Annotated in this window: 27 protein-coding genes; 17 read left to right on the top strand and 10 right to left on the bottom strand. The window is 38.9% G+C overall.

From position 1 onward, the window contains the following. Positions 1–757 (top strand): SAM-dependent methyltransferase (locus tag KPC_RS02090; protein ID WP_228212122.1); only part of this gene is annotated, 757 nt, incomplete at its 5' end. A gap of 178 nt (positions 758–935) precedes the next feature. Here the strand turns inward: KPC_RS02090 and KPC_RS02095 are convergent. The 4 genes from KPC_RS02095 to KPC_RS02110 form a co-directional block, all read right to left on the bottom strand. Next, complete coding sequence (locus tag KPC_RS02095; RefSeq protein ID WP_121972779.1) at positions 936–1,361, bottom strand: GNAT family N-acetyltransferase; 426 nt, start codon at positions 1,359–1,361, stop codon at positions 936–938. Positions 1,362–1,495: 134 nt separating this feature from the next. Next, positions 1,496–3,637: a phosphate acetyltransferase gene (gene pta / locus KPC_RS02100; protein WP_121972780.1), complete on the bottom strand. Its 2,142-nt coding sequence runs from the start codon at positions 3,635–3,637 to the stop codon at positions 1,496–1,498. A 97-nt stretch (positions 3,638–3,734) separates the two neighbouring features. Beyond that, positions 3,735–4,952, bottom strand: coding sequence for an acetate/propionate family kinase (locus KPC_RS02105; protein ID WP_121972781.1), 1,218 nt, complete (start codon positions 4,950–4,952; stop codon positions 3,735–3,737). Positions 4,953–5,263: 311 nt separating this feature from the next. Beyond that, positions 5,264–6,529 carry a glutamate-5-semialdehyde dehydrogenase gene (locus KPC_RS02110; RefSeq protein WP_121972782.1) on the bottom strand — a complete coding sequence of 422 codons (1,266 nt, stop codon included), beginning with the start codon at positions 6,527–6,529 and terminating at the stop codon, positions 5,264–5,266. Positions 6,530–6,846: 317 nt separating this feature from the next. Here KPC_RS02110 and KPC_RS02115 point away from each other — a divergent pair, with 317 nt between their 5' ends. After that, positions 6,847–8,178, top strand: coding sequence for an alpha/beta fold hydrolase (locus KPC_RS02115; protein WP_121972783.1), 1,332 nt, complete (start codon positions 6,847–6,849; stop codon positions 8,176–8,178). Positions 8,179–8,226: 48 nt separating this feature from the next. Here the strand turns inward: KPC_RS02115 and KPC_RS02120 are convergent, their stop codons facing one another. The 3 genes from KPC_RS02120 to KPC_RS02130 all read right to left on the bottom strand — a co-directional run bounded on the left by KPC_RS02120 (position 8,227) and on the right by KPC_RS02130 (position 10,194). Next, complete coding sequence (locus tag KPC_RS02120; protein WP_121972784.1) at positions 8,227–8,673, bottom strand: hypothetical protein; 447 nt, start codon at positions 8,671–8,673, stop codon at positions 8,227–8,229. Between the two features lie 178 nt (positions 8,674–8,851). Then, entirely contained in the window at positions 8,852–9,271 is a 420-nt protein-coding gene (locus KPC_RS02125; protein ID WP_121972785.1) for a hypothetical protein, read from the bottom strand. A gap of 152 nt (positions 9,272–9,423) precedes the next feature. Then, a complete protein-coding gene (locus tag KPC_RS02130; protein WP_121972786.1) occupies positions 9,424–10,194 on the bottom strand; it encodes an SDR family oxidoreductase in 771 nt (256 codons plus the stop codon). A gap of 116 nt (positions 10,195–10,310) precedes the next feature. Between KPC_RS02130 and mazG the strand changes: the two genes are divergently transcribed. From mazG to yjgA, 9 genes are all read left to right on the top strand, one after another. After that, entirely contained in the window at positions 10,311–11,111 is an 801-nt protein-coding gene (gene mazG, locus KPC_RS02135; RefSeq protein WP_121972787.1) for a nucleoside triphosphate pyrophosphohydrolase, read from the top strand. Positions 11,112–11,240: 129 nt separating this feature from the next. Further along, complete coding sequence (locus KPC_RS02140) at positions 11,241–11,663, top strand: ComEA family DNA-binding protein (protein WP_228212124.1); 423 nt, start codon at positions 11,241–11,243, stop codon at positions 11,661–11,663. A gap of 149 nt (positions 11,664–11,812) precedes the next feature. Then, positions 11,813–13,273 carry a polynucleotide adenylyltransferase PcnB gene (gene pcnB, locus KPC_RS02145; RefSeq protein ID WP_121972788.1) on the top strand — a complete coding sequence of 487 codons (1,461 nt, stop codon included), beginning with the start codon at positions 11,813–11,815 and terminating at the stop codon, positions 13,271–13,273. After that, entirely contained in the window at positions 13,270–13,758 is a 489-nt protein-coding gene (gene folK / locus KPC_RS02150) for a 2-amino-4-hydroxy-6-hydroxymethyldihydropteridine diphosphokinase (protein ID WP_121972789.1), read from the top strand. Before pcnB ends, folK begins: the two co-directional genes overlap by 4 nt. Before the next feature lie 46 nt (positions 13,759–13,804). Further along, positions 13,805–14,614 carry a 3-methyl-2-oxobutanoate hydroxymethyltransferase gene (gene panB, locus KPC_RS02155; RefSeq protein WP_121972790.1) on the top strand — a complete coding sequence of 270 codons (810 nt, stop codon included), beginning with the start codon at positions 13,805–13,807 and terminating at the stop codon, positions 14,612–14,614. Positions 14,615–14,616: 2 nt separating this feature from the next. Then, the gene (panC, locus tag KPC_RS02160; protein WP_121972791.1) at positions 14,617–15,462 is read left to right on the top strand and encodes a pantoate--beta-alanine ligase; all 846 of its coding nucleotides are present in this window, start codon (positions 14,617–14,619) and stop codon (positions 15,460–15,462) included. A 26-nt stretch (positions 15,463–15,488) separates the two neighbouring features. Further along, positions 15,489–16,340, top strand: coding sequence for an RNase adapter RapZ (gene rapZ, locus KPC_RS02165; protein WP_121972792.1), 852 nt, complete (start codon positions 15,489–15,491; stop codon positions 16,338–16,340). After that, a complete protein-coding gene (locus tag KPC_RS02170; RefSeq protein WP_121972793.1) occupies positions 16,337–16,606 on the top strand; it encodes an HPr family phosphocarrier protein in 270 nt (89 codons plus the stop codon). The genes rapZ and KPC_RS02170 overlap by 4 nt, the downstream gene beginning before the upstream one ends. Positions 16,607–16,608: 2 nt before the next feature. Beyond that, complete coding sequence (yjgA, locus tag KPC_RS02175; protein ID WP_121972794.1) at positions 16,609–17,154, top strand: ribosome biogenesis factor YjgA; 546 nt, start codon at positions 16,609–16,611, stop codon at positions 17,152–17,154. A 114-nt stretch (positions 17,155–17,268) separates the two neighbouring features. On the opposite strand, the gene KPC_RS02180 is transcribed toward yjgA, so the two are convergent. Continuing rightward, the gene (locus KPC_RS02180; RefSeq protein ID WP_121972795.1) at positions 17,269–18,912 is read right to left on the bottom strand and encodes an acyl-CoA synthetase; all 1,644 of its coding nucleotides are present in this window, start codon (positions 18,910–18,912) and stop codon (positions 17,269–17,271) included. A gap of 597 nt (positions 18,913–19,509) precedes the next feature. Between KPC_RS02180 and thrS the strand changes: the two genes are divergently transcribed. The 3 genes from thrS (at position 19,510) to KPC_RS02195 (ending at position 22,476) form a co-directional block, all read left to right on the top strand. Then, on the top strand, positions 19,510–21,432 hold the full coding sequence (gene thrS, locus KPC_RS02185; RefSeq protein ID WP_121972796.1) for a threonine--tRNA ligase: 1,923 nt from the start codon (positions 19,510–19,512) through the stop codon (positions 21,430–21,432). A 5-nt stretch (positions 21,433–21,437) separates the two neighbouring features. Then, complete coding sequence (gene infC, locus KPC_RS02190) at positions 21,438–21,989, top strand: translation initiation factor IF-3 (protein ID WP_121972797.1); 552 nt, start codon at positions 21,438–21,440, stop codon at positions 21,987–21,989. A gap of 157 nt (positions 21,990–22,146) precedes the next feature. Continuing rightward, complete coding sequence (locus KPC_RS02195; RefSeq protein ID WP_121972798.1) at positions 22,147–22,476, top strand: DUF7709 family protein; 330 nt, start codon at positions 22,147–22,149, stop codon at positions 22,474–22,476. Between the two features lie 36 nt (positions 22,477–22,512). Here KPC_RS02195 and KPC_RS02200 read toward each other — a convergent pair whose 3' ends face one another. Then, positions 22,513–22,971, bottom strand: a complete 459-nt coding sequence (locus KPC_RS02200; protein ID WP_121972799.1) for an Hsp20 family protein — start codon at positions 22,969–22,971, stop codon at positions 22,513–22,515. A 316-nt stretch (positions 22,972–23,287) separates the two neighbouring features. Between KPC_RS02200 and KPC_RS02205 the strand changes: the two genes are divergently transcribed. The 3 genes from KPC_RS02205 (at position 23,288) to KPC_RS02215 (ending at position 25,128) form a co-directional block, all read left to right on the top strand. After that, complete coding sequence (locus KPC_RS02205) at positions 23,288–23,908, top strand: glutathione S-transferase N-terminal domain-containing protein (RefSeq protein WP_121972800.1); 621 nt, start codon at positions 23,288–23,290, stop codon at positions 23,906–23,908. Between the two features lie 83 nt (positions 23,909–23,991). Further along, entirely contained in the window at positions 23,992–24,612 is a 621-nt protein-coding gene (locus tag KPC_RS02210) for a glutathione S-transferase N-terminal domain-containing protein (protein ID WP_121972801.1), read from the top strand. A gap of 84 nt (positions 24,613–24,696) precedes the next feature. Continuing rightward, positions 24,697–25,128, top strand: coding sequence for a YqaA family protein (locus KPC_RS02215; protein WP_121972816.1), 432 nt, complete (start codon positions 24,697–24,699; stop codon positions 25,126–25,128). Positions 25,129–25,308: 180 nt separating this feature from the next. On the opposite strand, the gene KPC_RS02220 is transcribed toward KPC_RS02215, so the two are convergent. Next, positions 25,309–26,064 (bottom strand): TonB C-terminal domain-containing protein, encoded by a 756-nt coding sequence (locus KPC_RS02220; RefSeq protein WP_121972802.1) that lies wholly within the window; start codon positions 26,062–26,064, stop codon positions 25,309–25,311. Positions 26,065–26,100: the final 36 nt, after the last annotated feature.

The raw sequence follows: 26,100 nt of genomic DNA on the forward strand, positions 1-26,100 counted from the left end.
GTTTAATTTAATGGATATTCCAAGAATTTTTAATATTGCGGAAAGTAATCATCGTATTCACAACCCTTTTACATCTGAGGATCTGGCTACGCTCGGTGCAGCATTGCACTTGAAAGCAGGAAACCGTGTACTTGATTTAGGGAGTGGTTCGGGGGAACTGCTGTGTACTTGGGCTAAAGACTTTGGAATCATTGGTACTGGTGTTGATATGAGCCAGTTGTTTCATACGCAAGCAAAATTGCGTGCAGAGGAACTGGCTGTTGTTAACCAGGTCGGGTTTATCCATGACGATGCTGCGGGTTATATTGCTACTGAAAAAGTTGATGTAGCAGCCTGCATTGGTGCGACATGGATTGGTGGCGGGGTCGCTGGTACGATTGAACTTCTGGATAAAAGTCTTCTGGCAGGAGGAATTATTCTCATAGGTGAACCATATTGGATACAAAGACCACCAACCGAAGATATTGCCAAAGGTTGTCTTGCGGGGGCGATTTCAGATTATTTGTTGCTTCCTGAGCTGATCAGATCTTTTCATGCTTTGAACTACGATGTCGTGGAAATGGTTCTGGCAGATCAGAAAGGTTGGGATAGGTATATGGCTGCCCAGTGGTTGACTATGCGGAGATGGCTGGAAACAAATCCTGATGATGATTTTGTCGAAAATGTACGGGCACAACTTGATTCAGATCCTGAACGCTATACTCGATATACACGGGAATATATGGGTTGGGGAGTATTTGCCTTGATGAAGCGATGATCTGGGAGGTGGCGTGTCTGTCTTCTGTAGCAATTAGAATGTGGTAATTGTTTAAATATTGAACGTGTAACGTGATAAATCAGTCAAAAAGCTCAACCTTTAGAGGTTGAGCTTTTTGATGTGCAGTAAATTATAAATATTAATTTGTATAAGGCGTATTAGGTTAATTTTAGAAATACTAAATTTTTAAATGCAAAAGAGGATAGGGCTTACCCTGACCATCTAATTCAGATCGTCCTATTACTTTAAATCCTAATTTTTCATAAAATCCAACAGCCTGAAGGTTTTGTTCATTAACATCTACTTTTTCTATTTTTAATTCTGTAACTGCAAAATTAGTTAAAACTCGTCCCATCCCTTTACCCCTAAACTCTGGATCAATAAACAGCATTTCTATGTTGTCACTACTAGTGCCAATAAAACCTACTATTTGTCCATCCTGAACATATTTATGAAGTAATACATGATAAAAATATTCATTAAGAATTAAAGGTTTTAAGTTCTTAATTTCCTCTTCAGGCAAGAAATTATGAGTTGCTTTTACTGATCTTTCCCAAATATTAATAAGAATAGGAAAATCAGTCTCAGAAGCTTTTTGTAGCATGGGATATCCTAAAAAATATTAAAGATATCATTTATCATAAAACAACCTCATTTAACCTAATGGGCGCTTATGTGAAATATTTTTTAGACTTTTAAATTATCCTCCCTTATTTCAAAGGGAGGATGCAGTAAAGCTTATTTTGTTGCTTGCTGTTCAGCCTGAATCGCCGTTAACGCGATGGTAAATACAATATCATCTACCAAAGCACCGCGAGACAAATCATTTACAGGCTTGTTTAAACCTTGCAACATTGGTCCAACACTGACGACATTTGCGGAGCGTTGTACTGCTTTATAGGTGGTATTGCCTGTGTTTAAATCCGGGAATATAAATACATTAGCTTGACCAGCCACTTTTGAGTCAGGCGCTTTTGATTTACCAACACTTTCAACAGATGCAGCATCGTATTGAAGAGGACCATCAATCAGTAAATCAGGACGACGCTCTTTAGCAATACGAGTCGCTTCGGCAACTTTTTCCACATCAGCACCAGCACCAGAAGTACCAGTTGAATAAGAAATCATCGCTATACGAGGGTCAATTCCAAAAGCTTTTGCCGAATCCGCAGACTGGATTGCAATTTCTGCAAGTTGCTGTGCATCTGGATCTGGGTTGATTGCACAGTCACCATATACATAAACTTCATCTGGTAACAGCATAAAGAATATTGATGAAACCAGTGAATACTCTGGTGCAGTCTTGATGAGCTGGAATGCCGGGCGTACTGTATTTGCAGTCGTGTGTACGGCACCAGAAACCAGACCATCTACCTGATCCAGAGCTAACATCATGGTACCTAAAACAACTGTATCCTGAAGTTGTTCTTTTGCCTGAATTTCATCAAGTTTGCCTTTACGAAGCTCAACCATTTTAGCAACGTATTGATCAATGATCAGTTCTCGGTCAATGATTTCCAGATCATGAGGAAGTTCAATTCCACGTGCTTTTGCTACTTCTGCAACAGCTTCGGGTTTTGCCAACAAGATACATTGAGCGATACCACGTGACTGGCAAATTGCTGCAGCTTCAATGGTACGTGGCTCATCTCCTTCAGGAAGTACGATCCGTTTTTTCGCTGCGATTGATTTTTGAACCAGTTCATGACGAAATGCTGATGGTGAAAGGCGTGGTTTGTAGTCGCCATTTAAAATCAGCGTTAACCACTCAGGGTCAATATGACTTGAAACAAAGCGGGTAACTTGATCAGCACGCTCAGTATCATCTACAGGAATTTCATTGCTAAGCGTAGATAAGTTTTGAGCTGTATCAAATGTACTGAGAGGCGTATGTAAAATTGGTAAACCATTTTTAATCGCGATCTGGCAGAAATCCAAAACCAGAGGGTTTGGTGCGTGATGCTCAGTTAATACGAGTCCTGCAAGAGGGATGCCATTACTGGTTGCTAAACTACTCGCAAGTAAAACGTCAATACGATCAGATGCACTGACAATCAATTCGCCTGCTACAAATTTATGAAGTTCATGCTCAATATTTGATGCAATCAAACTGCTATGCAATACACGGCGTTGTTTGGCTTGCCCCTCATTGATCCACGTTGCCTGAATTTGTGTAGCCAGGTCAGAAACACGGGGTACACTTAAGGTATTGCTGAAAGGGACAAGACCGATAATTGGAAATTGGGTTGAACCGATTTGAGAATGGGTCTTATGAATTTCAGCTGTAAAGTTCTCAATCTCATCGACTAAACGTAAACCTGGATCCATTGTTACAGGGATTTGTGCTGAGTCTTCTGATAAACCTTTGGTTCGCATGAATAAAACGCCAATGGTGCGTGTAGAAAAAGCACCACCAAAATGGCGTAATTGTGCTTCAACTTTTTCAGCAGTCTGGCACGGTTTATTAATGTCAGCATTGCTAATAAAAAGTACTTTAGCATCAAGTGCTTGTGCAAGTGAGGCATTTAACTCACTTACGAAAGCATCTCGGGAGTTAGGTACTAAACCTTCAACAATAATAATGTCATGTTTTTTTGCAATTTGACGATGTAAGCTGACTGCTTCTTCAAGCAGTTCATCAGTATCACCATTATTGAGCTGTTTAGTTAAGTTGATGTAAGAAATAGGTTCGACTGTTTCTTGCTGTGAAATGTGGCGGTATAGAGCCGTTGTACGATCTGGTTCCGTTGTATTTTCTTGCGAAAAAGGTTTTAAGAATCCAGCCTTAATTCCTTGACATTCCAAAGCATAAATTAATCCTAGGCATGCGGAAGTTAGACCGACACCTTCCCCGGTAGGTACAAGTAAAATTGTTTTCATAAGCGATTCTTGGTACAAAACTTCATTTAAAATATTTTAGATGCAACTAAGCAATAGATGTGATTACATCCATTGCTCATGGAAACCTTATACTCAATTAGGCAACTGCTGCATCATCTTCAGACTTTTTTATAGCGCCTTCAACCTCGTGTTCAACAACGTGCTCGGTTTCTTTTGCAATACGTCCTTCCTCATCTGTTGGAATTACCCAGATTTGAGGACCGAAGCCTGTATCAACTCGTCCTTCTGTACCACGTTTTAGACCGTCATTTTTCTCTTTACTTAAATTGAAGCCGAAATGTGGTAGATATGTCATGGTTTTTTCACGGATATATGCAGAGTTTTCACCGATTCCGCCTGTAAAAATCAGACCATCAATACTTGGCAAACCACAGCTCAATGCTGCAAGAGATTTTGCAAGACGGTAACAGAACACTTCGATTGCAAGCGTTGCATCATCATTACCTTGTTCTGATGCCTCGATCAAGGTGCGCATATCATTTGACAGGTCGGATAAGCCTAATAAACCACTTTGGCTATTGAGCATTTTATCAATTTTGTAGATATCCCAACCCAGGTTGCTTGCAAGGAAGCTATGGATACTTGGATCCACATCACCACTACGGGTTCCCATAACGACACCTTCTAATGGTGTTAAACCCATAGAAGTATCAACACTTTGCCCATTCCAGATCGCGCAAGTAGAGCTACCGTTACCTAAATGAGCTGTTAACCAGCCACCTTGCTTATAGCTGCCTGCAAGCTCAGAACCACGTTCTGATACGTAGGCATGGCTTGTGCCATGAAAACCATAGCGACGAACATTATGTTCAGTATATAAAAATTTTGGTAATGCATAACGATATGCATGGGCAGGCATGGTTTGGTGGAATGCTGTATCAAACACTGCAACTTGCGGCAGTTCAGGGAACAGACGCATGGTCGCATCAATCCCAACTAAGTGTGCAGGGTTATGTAATGGTGCAAGTGGAGTTGCTTCACGAATACGTTCAACAATTTCAGGTGTTAATAATTCTGCTTTGGTCAATGTCCCACCATGTACAACACGGTGACCAATAGCTTTAGGTTTATATTGGGATAAACGTCCTAAAATTGTTTCCAAAGCTTTTTCATGGTCTGCATGAGGAATAGAAAGCTCAAGTGGTTGACCACCAGCGGTAATACCTTTGATTCGAGCTTCGGCAGACCCCAAGTTTTCTGCCAAGCCAAAAATACGATCTTCTCTATGTTCAGATACAAGTGCATATTTAATTGAAGAAGAACCGCAGTTAATAACCAATACTGAAGTAGACACGTTTTAGATCCCGAATTTTAATTGGAAGTAATTGTCCCTGATCTTTTGCAATCCTGTTTTTGATGCAACCCAGATCTGATGACATAGTTTTACCATGTGTTGTTTTTCTGTCCAAGATAGACTTTAGGTGATTAGACTTAAGCACTATCGCAATCTAATTATCTCATATTTAAACTTAATCAGTTGATTTTTTAATCTATCAACAAAACCTGAATGACTCAAGGATGAGTTATTTATACTTGTCGCGAAATGTAAAAAAGCTCAGCGTCTGTTAGAGCTGAGCTTTTTTATGTTTTCATCTAATTTATTGATTATTGACGAATTTGTCCATCACCTAAAACGACCCACTTTTGTGAAGTCAAACCTTCAAGTCCAACTGGTCCACGAGCATGAATCTTGTCGGTAGAAATACCAATCTCGGCACCTAGACCATATTCAAAACCATCGGCAAATCGTGTAGATGCATTGACTACGACCGAGCTTGAGTCAACTTGCGTTAAAAATTTTCGGGCAAGAGTATAATTTTCAGTGATAATCGCATCTGTATGGTGTGAGCCATATTTGTTGATGTGATCAATAGCTTCATCAATGCCAGAAACGACTTTGATCGCTAGAATTGGACCAAGGTATTCAGTGTACCAGTCATCTTCAGTTGCATCCTTGATGCCAGAACCAAGGATATGTTTTGTGGCAGCATCACCACGAAGCTCAACCTGTTTTTCAGCATATAACTCTGCAATGCGTGGTAAAAACTCTTTTGCCACTTTTTCATCAACCAGCAACGTTTCCATCGCGTTACACACGCCATAACGATGTGTTTTCGCATTTAAGGCAATAGGAAGGGCTTTGTGCAAATCGGCCTGCGCTTCAACATAAACATGACAATTGCCATCCAGATGTTTAATGACAGGGATTTTTGCCTCGTTACTGATGCGTTCAATCAAGCTTTTCCCACCGCGAGGTACAATAACATCCACGTATTCGGTCATGGTGATGAGTTGTCCAACTGCTGCCCGGTCAGTGGTATTGATGACTTGAACACAGGTATCGGGTAATCCTGCTGCTTTTAAGCCATGTTGAATAGCCTCAGCAATCGCCTGATTAGAATGAATAGCTTCAGAGCCACCACGTAAAATGATCGCATTTCCTGATTTTAGTGCCAGTGAGGCAGCTTCCAGGGTAACGTTAGGACGAGATTCATAAATCATACCGACAACACCCAAAGGAACACGCATTTTTCCGATTTGAATGCCTGTCGGGCGATATGCCAGATCCGTAATTTCACCAATAGGGTCGGTTAAGCCAATGACATCTTTTAAACCATGAAGCATGGCTTTAATGCGTGTGGGGTTAAGTTCCAAGCGATCCAAAAGGGCACTGTCCAGATGATTGGCATGTGCTTGAGCCATATCAATTTGATTGGCTACTAAAATTTGAGTAGTACTATTTTCTAAAGCAGTATAAATAGCAGATAAGGCATTATTTTTTACAAGCGTAGATGCGCCTGCAAGCTGTTTAGAAGCTTGACGGGCTTGTTGTCCTACTGTTTGCATATACTGTTCAATTGAGTCTTGCATAGCTTTCCATGGATCACTCAGAAATTTCGACTTTAATAGTAACAGTCAATTCCTGAGCAAGAAAGCTTTAAGCAAACAATAATTTTTAAAGAAAAAAGCTTTGTTTTGGGTTGTTTATATATTTTGTTTGATCATTTTTGCTCATTAAACAAGATAAGCGGTCAATTCTGCGATTGCTTATATTTCACACATCCGTATAGAATGCATAAAAAGGACACTTAAGTGATATGTAATATAAAATTGCATCACAAATTTACGAAAATACGAGTATACAAATCTTGCCAACTAAAAGAATAAAGCAAGAATGGAGGAAGGAAATGAATTCCATTATCCAGATGGACAGCGAAAGACACCAAGGTTTCTCAAATTTTGGTTTTTTTGATGTGTATCATAAAAATAGTTTTAAGCAACCTGCTCGTACAACATGGATTGACGGTTGGAAAATTGAATATATGGCGATTGCAGACCCAAAGACAATCCACAATACGCCTATTGTGATTGTTGGTGGTGCATTTCAAAACTTTAACTCTTACAAATATTGTGTTGAGCAACTTTTTGAAAGTGGGCCTGTAATTCTCATCGATTTACCATCTATGGGGGCAAACCAGCAGATCACCAATGTACACACAGGTGAGTCGGCTGCTATTTTGGCATTACCTGATCTTTCCCGAATGTTAGGGGAATGGCTTGATATTGTCGGAGTTAAAAAAGTTGCAGTGATGGGAATGTCACTAGGTTCAGTTGTTGCCTCTTTTTTTGCAGATTTCCGTCCTGAGATGATTGAGCGGATGATTCTCATGGGGGTGATGCAGAAAACACGGAAAAGTTGGCGCATGTTGCTTGAAGAATCACTTCATCTTATGAAAGAACAACGAATGGATGAGTTTGGTCAAGCCGTAATTTTATATTTGGTTAATCATGCCAAACTGAATGTTACGCGTATGTCACCAACTGCCAAAAAACTTTTTTTTAGGCAGATGGCAGAGTTTAGTGCAACAGAACAAGAACGTTATGAAATCAATTGTAACCGTTTACTCAGTTTGAAAGATGTTCCAACACCAGCTTGTGAAACTCTGGTGGCTTGTGGTCAATACGATAGTTTTACATTGCCACATGAAAATGCAGCTTTTGCCTTAAAATGTCCAAATATGCAATTTGCCATGATTGCCAATGCAGATCATGTACCTCAGTTACAACGACGTAAAGAAACCATGAACCTGTTTACCCGTTATCTAAAGGGGGAATCGATAGATGATGTAGACGGTGTTATAACGTTGTCACGTGAGCAGCTACATACATTAGAACGACGTGGTGAAGAACGTATCTACTTAAAAGATCCAAAATCAAAATTTTCTCATCGTCATAGTTCAGTTGAGATTGCTGTTGATATTGTCGACATAAGTTTTTTTGGGGCTTTACTTGAGTTGAGTGACCTTTCTGAACTGGATTTTATTCATGGTCATCCACGAGACTTATCTCTGCATTTTCAGGATGCAGAAGGCGAGTTTAAAGTGGAGTGTTTAATTTTTGAGGCATCTATAAAAGGAATTCGTCTCATTTTTAAGCATGGCAGTTTTGACGTTGCAGATCGGCTTCTTAAACTGATTGAGTTCCATAAAAATTTACAAATAAGTCTGGAATTGACCTAGTTTTGACTGATCACCATTGCATTGATTCTAACAATGGTGATCATGATTTTACTGTAAAGGTGAAATGATTTTATCTAAATCCTTATCCGAAAGATTATCTAATTCCTTTAAATCAGTTTTGATTTTCCATTGTTCTACATCGTCTACAGGGCTTGGTAAACGGGCTTCTAACCAGTCACAAATCACATCTGGGCTGAAATCCGGATGATTACATTGAATCACCCATGCCAGAAAATCACTTGCATCACCGTTCATATATGGTGGTGGGGAAACAGGTAAAAACTGTGTTGGGAGCCGTTCATTGGTTGAAAGATAGTTCAGGACATGTCCAAGTTCCTGAACAGTTTGCCATGCCAATGGATGTTGAATATCGATTTGAAATTTAAACCACCAAGCATGATCTCCATCAGTCCCATGAGCATCAATACGGGATTCCTGTACACTTGGTACTTTACTAAAAAATTGGTATAAACGTTCAAAACTCAGTTCAGCCATCAGACATTACCATGTGGGTTGCAATTACCGAAAATATAACAGATTCGGCAGGCCATAAAAATTGCTTACAGGTTGTTTGATGTGGATTCGCTTACGCTAGCTTAGGAAAAAGTAACTAATTTGTTATGGATTAATTTTGTATAGTTGAAGAGCCTGCAGAATGCAGGCTCATGTCAAATCAAATTTTGCATTTTTTTGATTTTTGATAAATAGAAATGTTTTTCAGGTTTGCTTCAGAATCACTTTTAATTTTTTGTTGTAATTCTAGATTGTTCGCATCTGACTTATCTTCAGTACTTGCAACGGCTGTTGCCAGTTTACCTACTTTCGAGTCTCCGCCTCCAAATGCAGTTAAAGCACCGCTTGCCACACCTGCCCATTTGCCAACTTTAGCAGCTGGATTTTGAGATTGAGCATTGATGTTACTTAGGTTTTTTTCAGCAGATTCTAGAGACTGTTTTGCATTTGATTTTTCAACAGACAACGTTGCGCAGTCCATTGCTTTTAGTTCTGTTGTGGAAAGTTTTGCTGTGGCATCAGCCGCAAAAACTGGTGTTGTTAAGGATGCAATTGCAGCACAAATTATCAATTTTTTCATGGTTATATTCACAAATATAGTAAGTTATAAGAAACGCGTTGATTTCACCGTTACGCGTTTCTTAGTTTATTCAACTCACCAGGTTTGGTCATTGCGCTTTTACGAATATAACTTTGTGATTTTTCATGGTTTTAACGTTATCGTGTTTTAGTTTATCTTTGGCTGAAGTACAAATTGGTCAGTCTATTTATAAATTGGGGGCTGATAGCCGACAGTTTATAAAGGACCTTGGTTTTTAGACCAATCGGTGTATGTGTTGCTGTAAAAATACCTGATTGAGTTTTTACAAGATTGTAAATCTGTACTGCCACATCCTGAGGTGTTAGATCAACCCCTATTTTTTGGATAGATCCAGCATCCATATCCTTGACCATAGCTGTCTGGACAAATAAGGGCATGACATCGAGTACACGAATTCCATACTTTTGCCATTCGACATCCAGGCCTTCAGTTATACCCCGAACTGCAAATTTACTTGCAGAATATGAAATCAAGTCAGCTTGTCCATAAATAGCCGAAGCAGAAGATAGATTGATCACTTTAGCAAATTCAGCTTTCTTTAAATAAGGAAAAGCGGCATGGCAACCATTTAGGACACCTTTTACATTGATGTCGATAGTTTTGTGGTGTGCTTCAATATCTGTGTATTCAAAAGCGCCTGAGTATAAAATACCAGCATTATTGACCAGAACATTGAGTTCACCAGCCCAGTCTGTGAAGTTATCCAGGGCTTGTTGCCATGATGAATATTCCGCGACATCTAGAAAACCGGCTAAGGCCTTATCTCCTAATTGATTAGCAAGTGCTTCGGCTTGTATAGCATTCTTATCAAAAATACCAACCTGATAACCATGTTGATAGAATAGTCTGGCTATCGCTGCACCTATACCTTGGGCTGCACCACTAATAAAAATACTTGGCATAGAAATTTCCATTTTTATTTTGAGTCATTGAATTATATGTAAAATATGTTTTACAAAATTGTATTGTGGTTAGCAATAGCCATTTATCTATTGATGTGATGAACAAGGACAATCAGATGGAAAAATTGTTAAATATTATGCAAGAGCTACGTGAAAAATGTCCTTGGGATAAAGCACAAACACCAGAGTCATTAACCCGATATGCAATCGAGGAAGCATATGAAGTAGAGGCTGCCGTACGTTCAAACAATATAAGCGATGTCAAAGAGGAATTAGGTGATCTACTTTTGCAAGTGGTTTTCCAGTCACAAATGTATAGTGAACAAGGTGCTTTTAATTTTAATGACGTAGTAGAAGCAATCAGTGAGAAATTGATTCGTCGACATCCACATGTATTTCAGCCAGAAAAGTTCCAGCAATTGACACCAGATCAAGTTTCAACACTATGGAAAGAGATCAAACAGCAGGAAAAAAAAGGTAAGCCACAATCCCGTTTAGATGAAATCAAGCATGCTCCTGCCTTATCGCAGGCAGAAAGTATTCAAAAAAATGTTGCTCAAATTGGTTTTGATTTTGCTAATGTGGATGAGGCTTATGCAAAGCTAGAAGAGGAACTGGCAGAGTTTAGGCAAGCTTTAAGTCAACAGAAGGCTCAAGAGATCATGGATGAGTTTGGTGATTGTTTATTTTCTTTGATTAATATTGGACGAAAGCTAAATATTTCTAGCGAAATGGCACTCTTAGGAACTATTCATAAGTTTAAAAGTCGTTTTAACTATATTGAACAGCAAGCCCAAAACATGAATAAACAACTAGATCAAATGAGTTTGGAAGAAATGGATCAACTATGGAATGAGGCAAAAATAATTTTAAAACATAAGTATTCCAGCTCAACTTCAGATAGTGATGAAATTTAATATATTCTGGATTGCAAATTGTTAAATCAAATGCAAGATTGGATTGAATTGCTTAAATATTATTCAGGTGTTGTTATTTCAAAAAATTATGTCCCCTATAAAATATAATAAAAAAAACAGGGGAATAATGTGAAGGTATTTAAAAAAATAATGCTGTTCAGCCTATCGTTTTGTTCGGCTATAGCTATGGCTGGAAGTAGTCAGAGTTTTGATCAAAATTATTTGAAATGGAAAGAAGCTCAACACGCTCAGGACCAGAGGTTAAAAGAGTCAAATGACGATTATTATCTATCTAAACCAGCGCTAATGAATAAATCTTCAGGTTCAGCATCCGGGATAAAAGCTTCTCAGTCTACGTCAAATAGAATTAGCCTGAACCGTGCAGATCTCCTGCAATTGCAGCAGCTTAAAGGCGTTGGTGCTAAAAAAGCTCAGGCGATTATTGAGTATCGGCAACAAAATGGAAATTTTAAAACGATAGAAGATATTCAAAAGGTGAAAGGTATTGGCCCTAAGATGTTTGAGAACAATAAATCACTTTTAACTTTGTAGTTTTAGCTTTGCCACTGAAAGTCTGAGCATAGTAGCATCAGATCTGAAAAGCGTATTGGTTTAAATAATCAAATTGCCCTTTGTCAGCGTTAGCGATATGATTAGCACAATTATGAATTTTTACGTCCTGACGTAGGAGACAGTGTCTTTTGCAAACTTTGCGCGCGTCAAAGTGTGGATTATCCACCTCTCAATTACCTTCTTCCATTTTAGATGTTATTGATTCTTTAACCAAAGCTGGCTATGAAGCTTATATTGTTGGTGGGGGTGTGCGTGACCTCATGCTTGGGCTAAACCCCAAGGACTTTGATGCTGTCACCAATGCAACACCTTCACAGGTTAAAGAAGTTTTTGGACGTCGTTGCCGAATTATAGGTCGACGTTTTGAATTGGCACACGTTTATTCTGGACGAGAATTAATAGAAGTTGCAACATTTCGTGCCCCACCTAAAAAAGCAGTGACTTCAGCTCAAGGGATGATTTTACGTGATAATAATTGGGGAACGATTGAGCAGGATTTTGCTCGCCGGGACTTCTCGATTAATGCTATGTATTATCAGCCACGTAAAGGTATTGTTTTAGATTTTTGCCATGCTGTGGATGATATTAAATCTAAAACTTTACGGTTACTTGGGGATCCTGCACTTCGTTTTGAAGAAGATCCAGTGAGGATGCTGCGGACACTGCGCTTTGCAGCAAAACTAAATTTTAATATTGATCCTGCTATTCTGGATGTTTTTACACCTGAAATGACGCAACTCTTGCGTGATGTTTCTCCACATCGTCTATATGATGAATCTCAGAAATTATTTACGATGGGGCATTTGCATCGCATTATGCCAATGCTTATAGAGTTCGGTGTGTGGCGGCAGTTGTTCGCAGATATTCCTCAGAAAATAACTAAATTCATTGAGCTAGCAGCCAAGAATACCGATCAGCGTATTCAAATTGGTAAAACCATCAATCCAGCATTTTTCTATGCAGTTTTGCTTTGGGAAACATTTTTAGAGCGTGTAGATTTTTATACATCTAAAGGTGTTGTACCGACAGAAGCCCGTGCTCAAGCAGGACTTGATGTCTTAAAGCGTCAGGCTACCCGCACGATTATCCCGCGTTTTGCAGAAACATTTGTACGTGAAGTCTGGGAAATGCAGAGTCGTTTACTCAATCCAAAACCGCAGCAAATCGAAGCATTATCAGGTCATGCCCGTTTTCGTGCTGGCTTTGATTTTATGTTATTACGAGAAAAATCAGGTGATACCAGTTCCAATGGTATGGGAAGCTGGTGGGAAGCCTATCAAAATATGACGACCGATGAAAAAGAACGTGCGATTAGTGCTTATAATCGCCAGCGTGCAAAAGGTCGCCGTAAGGCACAGGATGAAGTTGCTCCAGATAGTAAAGTATCTAACCAGATTGAACCGCTAGTCAAAGAAACAGAGTCTAGAACTCGTCGTTCGCGCCGGACACAAACACAACGCGTTGAAAATTCTAAAGTGATGATGACAAGTACGAATGATGCTATGACGATCAGTCCTGATCACCCTATTTTGAAACGGAAACGTGTAAAGCGTGATTTAAACCAGGTCGTTTTTGGACCAACGCAATGAGTATTGTGACTTATATCGGGATGGGAAGTAATCTTGGCGATTCTAAAGACATTTTGATTGAAGCAGTCAAAAAACTACAGAATTTGGGGATTGTACGCGTTTCAAAATTGTATCAAAGTCCACCTATGGGGCCTCAGGATCAGCCAAATTATTTTAATGCTGTAGCTGAATTAATCACTGATCTTGAACCTTTGGCATTGCTAGATCAGTTACAACGCTTTGAAAATGAGTCGGGTCGTGTCCGTTTACGTCGTTGGGGAGAGCGAACCCTGGATCTGGATTTACTCTTATATGGGCAAAAAAAAATCCAAAATGAGCGACTAACCGTACCACATGTTGGTATTATTGAGCGCGATTTTGTTGTCATCCCGCTTTTAGATTTGAATCCTACAATACAGATTGATGGTCAGACTTTACAAGATTTAGATTTAATACAACATTCGACTTTAACTGAGCTTGCAGATGAGTCTTGGATAAATCATTAAATTTTTATGATTTTACAAAGATTCTTATGGATAGAGGAATTACATCATGATTAGTCTAAGTAATTTGAGAGACTTTAAACAAAACGGGCGTAAATTTTCATGCCTGACTTGTTATGATGCAAGCATGGCTAAAGCCATGGAACTCGCTGAAATTGATAGTATTTTAATTGGTGACTCTTTAGGCATGGCAATACAGGGACATGATTCTACACTACCTGTTTCTGTTGCTGACATGGCGTATCACACTGCTAATGTCCGTCGTGGCAATCAGCATGCTTTCATCATGTGTGATTTGCCATTTATGAGCTATGCAACACTTAATGATGCATTGCTCAATGCTAAAACGGTAATGCAAGCTGGTGCCCAAATGGTTAAGATTGAAGGTGGTGCGTGGCTGTCTGAAACTGTTGAAGTTCTTACACGTAATGGGATACCAGTTTGCGTTCATTTGGGGTTAACGCCTCAGTCGGTAAATGTATTTGGTGGTTATAAACTACAGGCAAAAACCAGAAAAGCTGCAGATCAGTTGATTGCTGATTGTCAGGCTGTTGTTGCCGCAGGTGCTGCAATTTTACTTTTAGAATGTGTGCCTGCACAGTTAGGAAAAGAAATTTCAGAATTATTCCCTGAAGTACCTGTCATTGGCATTGGTGCCGGGGTTGAAACCGATGGTCAAGTTCTTGTTGTTCAGGATATGTTAGGACTGACATTCGGTCGAGTGGCACGTTTTGTGCGTAATTTTATGAAAGAACAAGCAGGGGAAACTGCGATTGTTGATGCGTTCAAGGCCTACCATGCTGCGGTGCAAGATCAGTCATTTCCTGCTAAAGAACATACTTTCCAAGTCGAGCTGTAAACATGAAAACTGAAACTACTATACAAGGATTATCGGCATCACTGAATCCTGCTCGAGCGTCACGTAAAATCATTGGTTTTGTTCCGACCATGGGTAATCTACATGAAGGTCATTTAAATCTGGTTCGTGAAGCACGAAAGCTGTGTGATGTTGTAGTAGTCAGTATTTTTGTGAATCCGATTCAGTTTGGACCAAATGAAGATTTTGATAATTACCCTCGTACTTTGGAACAAGATAGTCATTTACTGGCTGAAGTAGGTTGTGACATTGTATTTGCACCGTCAGTAGAGCAAATGTATGGTCATCAGCCTCGTTTAACCAATATTAGTGTTGCTGAAATTACCAACGATTTATGTGGATTACAACGCCCTGGCCATTTTGACGGGGTTGCTGTGGTAGTGACCAAGTTATTTAATATCGTACAGCCTAACTATGCATTCTTTGGACAAAAAGATTATCAACAACTGGCAGTGATCAAGCAGCTTGTTCGTGATTTGAATATGCCAATTGATGTGATTGGTGTACCAATTACACGTGCGGCTGATGGTTTGGCACTGAGTTCCCGTAATGGTTATTTATCCGAGCAAGATCGTAAAACAGCACCAACGATTTATAAAACATTAAAACTGGCTGAAGAAAATCTTCAGAAAGGTCAGAACTTGTCAGATGTGCTTGTTCAAATTCGGGCTGATTTGACGGCAGCAGGTTTTGAAGTTGATTATGTTGAGGCACGTACACCAATGCTGCAAAAGATTGATCAGTTTGATCAAGATGTTGTATTGTTTGTTGCAGCCAAGTTAGGTAAGACTCGTCTTATAGATAATTTACAAATAAAACATTCATCATAAATATCGTATGAAAGGATAGCCATGCCATGAAGCGCATACTTATCGTGACAGGACAATCTGGTTCAGGTAAATCATCTGCCTTGCAGGTACTTGAGGACTTGGGTTATTACTGTATAGATAATTTGCCATTGGCATTGTTACCTGAAATCGTTGAAAAACTGGATCGTGAAAATAATCTTGAACAACTGGCTTTAGGGGTTGATGTTCGTAGTACCCGTGAGGACTTGCAAGGCTTTGATCATGTATTTCAGTTATTACAAAAACATGGTGAAGTAGATGTCATTTATCTTACGACACAAGATCAGGGACTGATTGCCCGTTTTAGTGCTTCTCGTCGCCCGCATCCATTGGCCAGTCGTTTTCAAAGCTTGAATGAGTGTATTCAAGAAGAAAAACAATTGCTTTTACCGATTCAGTTACGAGCGACTGTTCATATTGATACAACCGATAAAAGTGTGCATGACCTCAAAGATACATTATTGTCTAAGTTGGGACAGTCAGATAAACTGATTTTAATCTTGCAATCTTTTGGGTATAAACATGGTATCCCGCTGGATGCCGATTTTGTTTTTGATGTCCGTCACTTGCCAAATCCACATTGGGATCTGGAGCTTCGAAAGTACTCAGGTTTAGATGAGCCTGTAAAAAAGTTTTTAGAAGATTCTGAACAAACCAATGAAATGTTCCAGGATATTTATCAGTTCTTGGATAAATGGCTACCTGCATTTGCAGAAGGTCATCGACACTATATCACTGTTTCTATCGGTTGTACGGGAGGGCAGCATCGTTCTGTATATATCGTAGATCGATTAAAGCATGCATTAGAGTCTAAATGGACAATTCAAGTTTTACATAGAGAAATGAAGCACTGGTCATGATCGACACAACTGTTGACGTAATTAATAAATTAGGATTACATGCACGTGCATCTGGAAAGCTAATCGAAGTTACCACCAAGTTTCGTTCAACGATTCAAATTGGCAAAGGTGATAAATTGGTAGATGCCAAAAATATACTTTCTTTACTTATGCTTGGAGCAGGTAAAGGGACAACATTACGTTTAGTGATTGATGGTGCAGATGAGGAAAAAGCCTTATCTGAAGTTCAAGCACTATTTGCAGCAAAATTTTACGAGGCAGATTAATCGTGGCACGTCGACCGCAACGTTTTACTGAAGATGACTTTGAATCTTTGGAAGGGCGTGCAAGTAAAACTGAACAAAAGAAAGCTGTGCAACGCATGGCTGCTTTAGGTGAGCAACTGGCAGAGCTTTCAAAAAAGCAAATTGAAGAGCTTCCTGTTGAAGAGCGTTTGATTGAAGCACTATTGGATGTGCAATTGATCACATCATTTGAGGCACGTCGTCGTCAATTTCAGCGAATTGGCAAATTACTTCGTAATGAAGATGAATCCATGATTTTGTCATACTTAACGCCTAAGCAAGGAGCTAAAAAACTTGCTCAGCTTGATCGTTGGGTAGAGCGTATGATCGCGCAACGTGACCCTGCAATTAAAGAGTTTTGCAAGTCTTATAATGCGGCAGAATCACACACGCTTCGTCAACATGTACTCAGGATTCATCGTGATATTTCATTGCAAGCAACTGAACAAGAGTTGGCAGAATCTAAGCTTAAATTTTTGAATTATGTGCAACAAGTTGCTTTGCTCTCTGATCAAGGTAAGGCAAAGTAAGTATTGAAAATAGATCGATTAGATAATTAACTGATAAGAAATATCGTTATTTGTGAAAAATCCCCCCTTCTTTAAAAAGAAGGGGGGATTTACGGATTTACAATCAAATTGGTTTTAACCAAACTCACCAACAGAACGTTCTTTTGCCCACTCACGAAGTACAAATTTTTGTAATTTACCCGTCGATGTTTTTGGAATTTCGGCAATGACGACATCTTTTGGTACTTTAAAGCGCGCTAAATGTTCTCTGCAAAATTCAATCACTTCTTCTGGTGTAGTGGTAGCACCATGTTTAAGCTCTATGAAGGCACAGGGAACTTCTTGCCAGCGTGGGTCTGGTTTTGCGACCACAGCAGCGGTCATGATTGCTGGATGGGTATATAAAACTTCCTCAACTTCCAATGAGGAAATATTTTCTCCACCAGAAATAATAATGTCTTTGGAACGATCCATAATTTTGGCATACCCATCAGGTTGGCAAACTGCCAGGTCACCTGTATGGAACCAGCCACCTTTAAAAGCCTCTTCCGTAGCCTCTTTATTCTTGAGATAACCTTTCATCACGATATTGCCACGGAACATGATTTCACCCATGGTCTGCCCGTCATTTGGAACAGGTTGCATGGTTTCAGGATCAAGTACGCGCATACCGTCCTGAAGAGGGTAAGGTACCCCTTGGCGTGAATGTAATTGTGCCTGTTCCTGAATAGATAGATCGCTCCATCCTGCTTGAGCTGCACATAATGCTGATGGTCCATATGTTTCAGTTAAGCCATACACATGATTGACCTGAACACCAATATGATGCATACCTTCAATAATTGCTGCTGGTGGGGCTGCGCCTGCGACCATGACCTCTACACGATGTTCAAATTTGATCTGCTTGTCTTTTGGTGTATTGATCAACATGGAAAGTACAATTGGTGCACCACAGAAATAATCTACTTTGTACTGGTCTATAAGTTTATAGACCAATTCAGCATCAACTTTTCTAAGGCAAATATTTGTTCCACCATTTGCAGCAATTGTCCAGGCAAAGCACCAGCCATTACAGTGAAAAAGTGGCAAGGTCCATAAATATTTGGCACGAGGCGTCATACCACAAGCAATAATATTACTCGCAGCATTGATATATGCACCACGGTGATGATAAACAACCCCTTTAGGATTCCCTGTAGTTCCTGATGTGTAATTTAGACTGATCGCATCCCACTCATCATGTGGTAGATGCCACTCAAAATCTGGGTCACCCTCTTTTAGCCAATCCTCATATTCGATTTGACCGATACGAGCTGTAGTTGCATTATTTTCATACTCTTCATCAGCAACATCAATTACGTAGATTTTCTGGGATACAAGAGAAAGTGCTTCTTTCGCCAAACTGGCAAATTCTGGATCTACCAATAGTACCTTGCTTTCAGCATGTTCCAGCATAAAGGCAATAGTTTTTGCATCTAAGCGAGTATTTAATGTATTTAAAACAGCACCTGCCATAGGAACTGCAAAATGTGCCTCGATCATTGCTGGAATATTCGGCAGCAAGACTGAAACAGTATCATTTTTCTGAATGCCCAGTTTTTGTAATTGATGAGCAAACTGGCGACAGCGAGCATATTTGTCACGCCATGTAATACTACGAGAGCCGTGAATCATGGCAGCTTGATTTGGATAAATATATGCTGCACGTTCCAGATAGCGAAGCGGAGATAAAGCTACAAAGTTTGCAGGCGTCCGTGGTAATTCATCGTATGCACTCATCTTATACTCCATGTATATTTGTTCTAATTTCCTGCCTAAAAAGATAAGCATTTCTACGCATTCTTGCATTTATGCTTTAGTCGAGTATGTTTTGAATAAGTTATTATATTGATTTATATGGAATAATTTTTTGTAGAGTGAGAGATGGCTTATTTGAGAAATATTCGTTTGTTATCTTTGGGTGGAATTTAAAATAGTTTATCTGCTGCTAATGCCTGATCTTTGAGTGATGATCAATCCGAATTTATTTCCACGTGAAACGTGATATTGATAAAGGGTTGTTTAATAAATATCAAATGCTTGAATAAGAAAAGTATGGTGAATGATATTTGAGGAAAAGGCTCTATGAGTTTAAGGTTATTGGGCTGAGAGCTTGCAAGGACATATAAAATATTTTGCATATTTCACTTTTCTTTAAATAATTATCTATAAATTGAATATTTTCACATCAAAGGTTTATAAAATGCCATTAAGGGTGTAGAATTTTTGGCACTTTTATTTTCTTCCACCGATTTTATCTTGAGGCTTATCCTCGATCATAATCTCGCGGTGACATGCCCTCGTGTAAGGGGCATCACTCCTTAAGGATTTTTAATTATGCCTATTATCACATTGCCAAATGGCGATCAAAAAAGTTTTGACCAACCTGTTTCCGTTATGGAAGTCGCTCAAAGTATCGGGCCTGGACTTGCTAAAAATACGGTAGCAGGAAAAGTAAATGGTCGCTTGGTTGATGCATGTGACTTAATTACTGAAGATGCGAATGTTCAGATCATCACACCTAAAGATCAAGAAGGTGTAGAGATTATTCGCCATTCAACTGCACACTTAGTGGGTCATGCAGTAAAACAACTATTCCCAGAAGCGAAAATGGTGATTGGTCCAGTCATTGAAGAAGGTTTCTACTATGATATCTGGATGCCAAAACCACTGACCCTGGATGATATGGCAGCTATTGAAGAGCGTATGAAACAGCTCATCAATCAAGATTATGATGTCATCAAAAAAATGACTCCACGTGATGAAGTCATCAAGGTATTTACTGAACGTGGTGAAGATTACAAATTACGTCTTGTTGAAGACATGCCTGATGAAAAAGAAATGGGCTTGTACTATCACCAGGAATATGTAGATATGTGTCGTGGTCCACATGTACCTAATACCAAATTTCTAAAATCATTCAAGCTCACTAAAATCTCTGGTGCATACTGGAGAGGTGATGCAAAAAATGAACAATTACAACGTATCTACGGTACAGCCTGGGCAGATAAAAAAGAGTTAGCTGCTTATATCAAGCGTATTGAAGAAGCTGAAAAACGTGACCATCGCAAGATTGGTAAAGCTTTGGACTTGTTCCATATGCAAGAAGAAGCTCCTGGTATGGTGTTCTGGCATCCAAATGGCTGGACGATTTACCAGGTGCTTGAACAATATATGCGTAAAGTCCAACAGGACAACGGCTACCAAGAAGTGAAAACACCACAAATCGTGGATTTTTCACTTTGGGAAAAATCTGGTCATGCAGCAAACTATGCAGAAAACATGTTTACGACTCATTCAGAGAATCGTAACTATGCTGTAAAACCAATGAACTGTCCATGTCACGTTCAGGTTTTCAATCAAGGCTTAAAATCTTATCGTGATCTTCCAATCCGTTTGGCTGAGTTCGGTTCATGTCATCGTAACGAACCATCAGGTTCATTACACGGTATTATGCGTGTTCGTGGCTTTACTCAAGATGATGCACATATTTTCTGTACTTCCGAGCAAATTGGTCAGGAAGTCGCAGATTTTATTAAACTCACTTTAGATGTTTATAAAGATTTCGGTTTTGAAGAAGTTCAAATGAAACTTTCAACACGTCCGGAAAAACGTGTAGGTGCTGATGAACTTTGGGATGTTGCTGAAAAATCTTTGGCAGATGCTCTGGATGCAGCAGGTCTTGACTGGGAAGAACAACCTGGTGAGGGTGCATTCTATGGTCCTAAAATTGAATTCTCATTGAAAGACTGCCTCGGTCGTATTTGGCAGTGTGGTACAATTCAGTGTGACTTCAATTTACCACTTCGATTAGATGCATCTTATGTGACCGAAGACAATGAACGTGATCATCCTGTGATGTTGCACCGTGCAATTCTTGGAAGTTTTGAACGTTTTATTGGTATACTTATTGAACACTATGCTGGTTTTATGCCACCATGGTTGGCGCCAACACAAGTATGTGTCATGAATATTACAGATTCGCAAGCTAATGCATGTGAAACGGTGGTTTCTAAACTCAAAGAAAATGGAATTCGAGCAATTTCAGACTTGAGAAATGAGAAAATCGGCTTTAAGATTCGTGAGCGTACTTTAGAGCGTATTCCATACTTATTGGTACTTGGGGATCGAGAAGTAGAGGAAGGCACAGTAAACGTGCGCACTCGCTCTGGTAAAAATTTAGGTACTATGTCAATTGATGCATTTGTTGACTTAGTGAAAGCAGCCGTTGCCGAACGCGGCCGGTACATTGTGGAGTAAGAAAGATTAAACAGCCTGATCGTAACCAACAACAAGGTGGTAAAAGCAACCGTCCAGCACTTAATGATGAGATTCGTGCAAAAGAAGTACGCCTCGTAGGTGCAGATGGTGAACAAAAAGGGATCGTTTCATTAAATGAAGCGTTGCGCGCTGCAGAAGATGCTGATCTTGATCTCGTTGAGATTGTTGCTAATGCAGAACCACCTGTTTGTAAAATCATGGATTACAACAAGCACTTGTTTGACCTGAAACAAAAGCAAAAAGATGCGAAGAAAAAACAGCATCAAGTGCAAGTCAAAGAAATTAAATTACGTCCAGCAACAGACGTTGGTGATTACAACGTTAAATTGCGCGCAATTATTCGTTTCCTGGAAGAAGGGAATAAAGTAAAAATTACTTTGCGTTTCCGTGGTCGTGAAATGGCTCACCAGCAGTTGGGTCTGGCTCAATTACAAAAAATTGAAGCTGACGTTGCTGAATATGGTGTAGTTGAGCAAGCGCCAAAAATGGAAGGTCGTCAGATGGGTATGTTACTTGGACCGAAAAAGAAAAAGTAAGATACGCTACTTGCACAACAAAAAAAGCACTGCAATCGCAGTGCTTTTTTTTTAAACTCGAATTTGTATTAGATAAATAATAAGTCATCAAAATGCCATGATGCTGTCAATATATTATTCATCATGTATTCATGGATGGTGAAAAGGGTATAAACAAATGGTAAAAATAGATGATTCTGAAGCGTTATCATCAATAAATCAAAAAATCGTTCAAGATGGTGAAATATTGCCACGAGTAAAATTAAAAGATGGCAGTTCTGTCCAGACAGGAACGGTTGCAACCATGCTATATAACATTAACTTATATAATTCAGGTTATCAGGAAGAAGTTGAACAGGAGCTTATTCTGGCAATTCCAACTCTGGTCAAAGTCGGATTGTTTGAACTATTTAGTGTTGATGAGTGGATACAAGGTGATAACCGTGGACGGAAATTTGTTGGTGAAAAGGCTAAGGAATACTTGAAGGCATTAGATAAAGATCAGTAAAAGGCCAGCATTAAGCTGGTCTTTTACATTTATGTATTATTCTTCTTTAGGTGCGTCAATCACTTGTTCAGTTTTACGTCCAATTGGAATTTGGCGTGGTAATTTTTCTTCAGGGATAATACGCTGCAAATCAATTTTCAGTAAACCATTGGCATAATCGGCACTTTGTACCTCAATATGCTCATCTAAACGAAGCGATAGTTTAAAAGAGCGACGTGCAATACCTTTATGCAAATATTCCACAGTGGTATCGGGATTGACTTCATTCGGTTTGCCAGTGATCGTGATAATCTGATTTTCAAGATTGATTTCAAGTTCGTCTTCAGCAAACCCGGCAGTTGCAATCACGATGCGATAGTTATTATCGCCAATTTTTTCAATGTTGTATGGTGGATAATTAGGTGCATCACTCTGCATTGCATAATCAAATAAGTCATTAAAACGATCAAAACCAATACTACGACGGAATAGTGGTGTAAGGCTTACATTACTCATTTATAAGAACCTCCTGAAAGTTCAGCAAAGTTATAAACAAAAACAGATTCTGTTATGCCAGGCATCAACAGAAGTAATGGCAATATCATTAGATCATTGCCTAAAATAAATATAGGGACGCTGAAATCACTTTCAAGTATGGATATATTAAAAAATAGATAATCTCCACATATGATAATTATTTAAAATTTCTAATTATGAATAACGTAATTTTAAGAATAAATTGCAAGAATCCTAAGCTGTGTTATTGAGGAAAACATGTTATAACAAAGCATATTCCAACAATTCAAATTACACAGGATTCGAAAGGTTCAAGATGATAGATTTATATTATTGGGGAACACCCAATGGTCGAAAAATTACGATAGCATTAGAAGAGATGGGTTTGGAATATAAAATTTTCCCGATTAATATTTTGGAAAATGATCAATTCCAGCCAGATTTCCTAAAAATTTCTCCAAATAATAAAATGCCTGCAATAGTTGATCAAAATGGACCTCATGGAGAACCTATCTCTATTTTTGAATCTGGTGCAATCTTGCAATATCTTGGTCGGAAAACAGGGCTCTTTTATCCAGCAGATGAACAGTTACGTGTCGAAGTTGAGCAATGGCTGATGTGGCAGGTTGCTGGAGTTGGTCCGATGCTGGCGCAAAATAATCATTTTAAAAATTATGCCAAAGAACAGCATCCTTATGCAATTGAACGATATTTCAAAGAAACTCAACGTTTATTTGGAGTTCTGGATCGACAACTCATTGGACAGAATTATGTTGCTGGTGATTACTCTATAGCTGATATGGCAATTTTCCCGTGGATAGCAACCTATGAAAAATTAGGTATAGATATCAGTGTATATCCCCAGGTTCAAGCATATATTGAACGTATAAATGCCAGAGAAGCGGTACAAAAAGCTTTAGCGACCTCTGTACAATGAGGTTTGCTTTAGTTTTTAAATAGTTAAAAGTTGTGTGATAAAGAGTGTAAGAGCTTGAAAAATAAAGGGTGATAGGTGGAGTCATGATTGACTTATATTATTGGGGTACTCCCAATGGTCATAAAATTACAATTGCTTTAGAGGAAATGGGACTGGATTACCAAATTTTCCCGATTAATATTTTGGAAAATGATCAATTTCAACCTGACTTTTTAAAGATATCTCCTAACAATAAAATACCTGCTATTGTTGATCAGAATGGTCCAGGTGGTCAGCCAATTTCTGTCTTTGAATCTGGTGCAATTTTGCAATATTTAGGACGTAAAACAGGCTTATTTTATCCTAATGATGAACAAGAAAAAGTTGAAGTAGAGCAATGGTTGATGTGGCAAATGGGTGGCTTTGGTCCAATGTTAGGGCAGAACCATCATTTCAGTCGTTTTGCACCTGAACGTATCGCCTATGCAACTGATCGTTATGTAAATGAAACCAGGCGTCTGTATGGTGTCTTGAATAAACAGCTGATTGGGCAAAAGTTTGTGGCAGGAGAGTATTCAATCGCGGATATGGCTATATTGCCTTGGGCTTTGCGTCATGAGTGGCAGCAAATTCAGCTGGAAGATTATCCTTATGTTAAGGAATATGTCGAGCGCCTTACAGCAAGACCTGCGATTCAAAAGGCATTGTCAATAAAAGTTATATAAGCTTGAAAGCATCTTAAGATGCTTTTTTTAGTGTTTTGAGTAATTTGTGGCATGCTTTCATTTTAATTTATAGTGTTATCGGCAATGGCATTGTTACTTCTTTTTATTTCAGCTTTTGCTGCTGCAACTTTATTACCTTTACAGTCCGAAGCTGTTTTGGTTACGTTATTTGTTCAGGCACAGCATTCTCCATATTTACTGATTTTGGTTGCAACAGTAGGTAATGTTTTGGGGTCATGTGTGAACTGGTATTTAGGGATAAAAATAGAACAGTTCAAAGATAAAAAGTGGTTTCCTGTGTCACGGCAACAGATGGAAAAAGCAGAAAAAGTTTATCAAAAATATGGTTTTTGGTCATTATTTCTGAGCTGGATGCCTATCATAGGGGATCCTTTAACCCTGATTGCCGGTTTGATGAAAGAAAATTTTGCACGCTTTCTTTTTATTGTCATTATTGCAAAAGGAGGGCGTTATATTGTGTTGTATTTGATGTACTTAGGATTATTTGATTTTTGATCGGTCCAATATTTTCAGGGGATGGATGGCAATAAAACGTTGAGTATACCCATTTCTTGTATGAGTTTTAAAAGCAACACCCTGAACTGATTGAGGCGTTTGTTTATCTAGTTCTTTTTACCTGTACTTTTGTGATTCTAGTATAAGAGATACTTGAGAGTATCTCTTATTTTACATCTCTTAGTTACATTCATTAATCTTAAAAGTTATTTGATCACTTAGAGTAGATTTTTTATATATCCACAAAGTCTTATACGTACGTTTTACTCCTACTTGACTTTGTTCAACTGCTGTAACAACTTTTTGATCAATTTCATTGATACCAGAACGTTTGGTCAGTTTAACATGCTTGATTTCACCGTTTTTATCCACTTTAAATTTGAATTTGACAGTGCGGTCAGCATATTTAAGCTCATCCTTGTCGATGTTAAGTTCTGGTTGATTCACATATGTAAAAGGAACAGACTTGTCTGCATGTTGCTTTAGCCAGTTTTTAGAATCAAAGTGATAAGTACATTTGTTCTTCTGTGAAAGATCATCTTCTGCTTCGTCCACTTTTAGGGTAAATGTCTGATAGCCTATGGTAGATAGTGCAATGCCATTCTTTTTATAAGGTTTGATACGGGCGGCTAAAACTGCATCAACAAGTTTTTGATCTAGATTGCCAAGTCCGGTTGTCTCTTTTACTTCAGCCTTGGTGATTTTACCTTCTTCATTTGCATAGACGCGAATGATTGCAACACGGTCACGGTCTTGTAAATCAGCAATCTTATAAACAGGGTGAGGATATTTTGTCCACTGTAAACGTGTTGTTAAATGTGCTGGTTCAGCAGATATTTTCTGGGTAGTGAGTTTTAATGGTTTATCATGATTCGCTGCCAAAACTGCAGAAATTGGTAAGCTCACGAGTAGTGCAAGACAGATTGATTGTTTCATAAGAATGTTCAAATCAGTATTTTGGATACTGACAAA

The sequence above is a fragment of the Acinetobacter stercoris genome (assembly GCF_900323515.1).
GTDB lineage: Bacteria > Pseudomonadota > Gammaproteobacteria > Pseudomonadales > Moraxellaceae > Acinetobacter > Acinetobacter stercoris.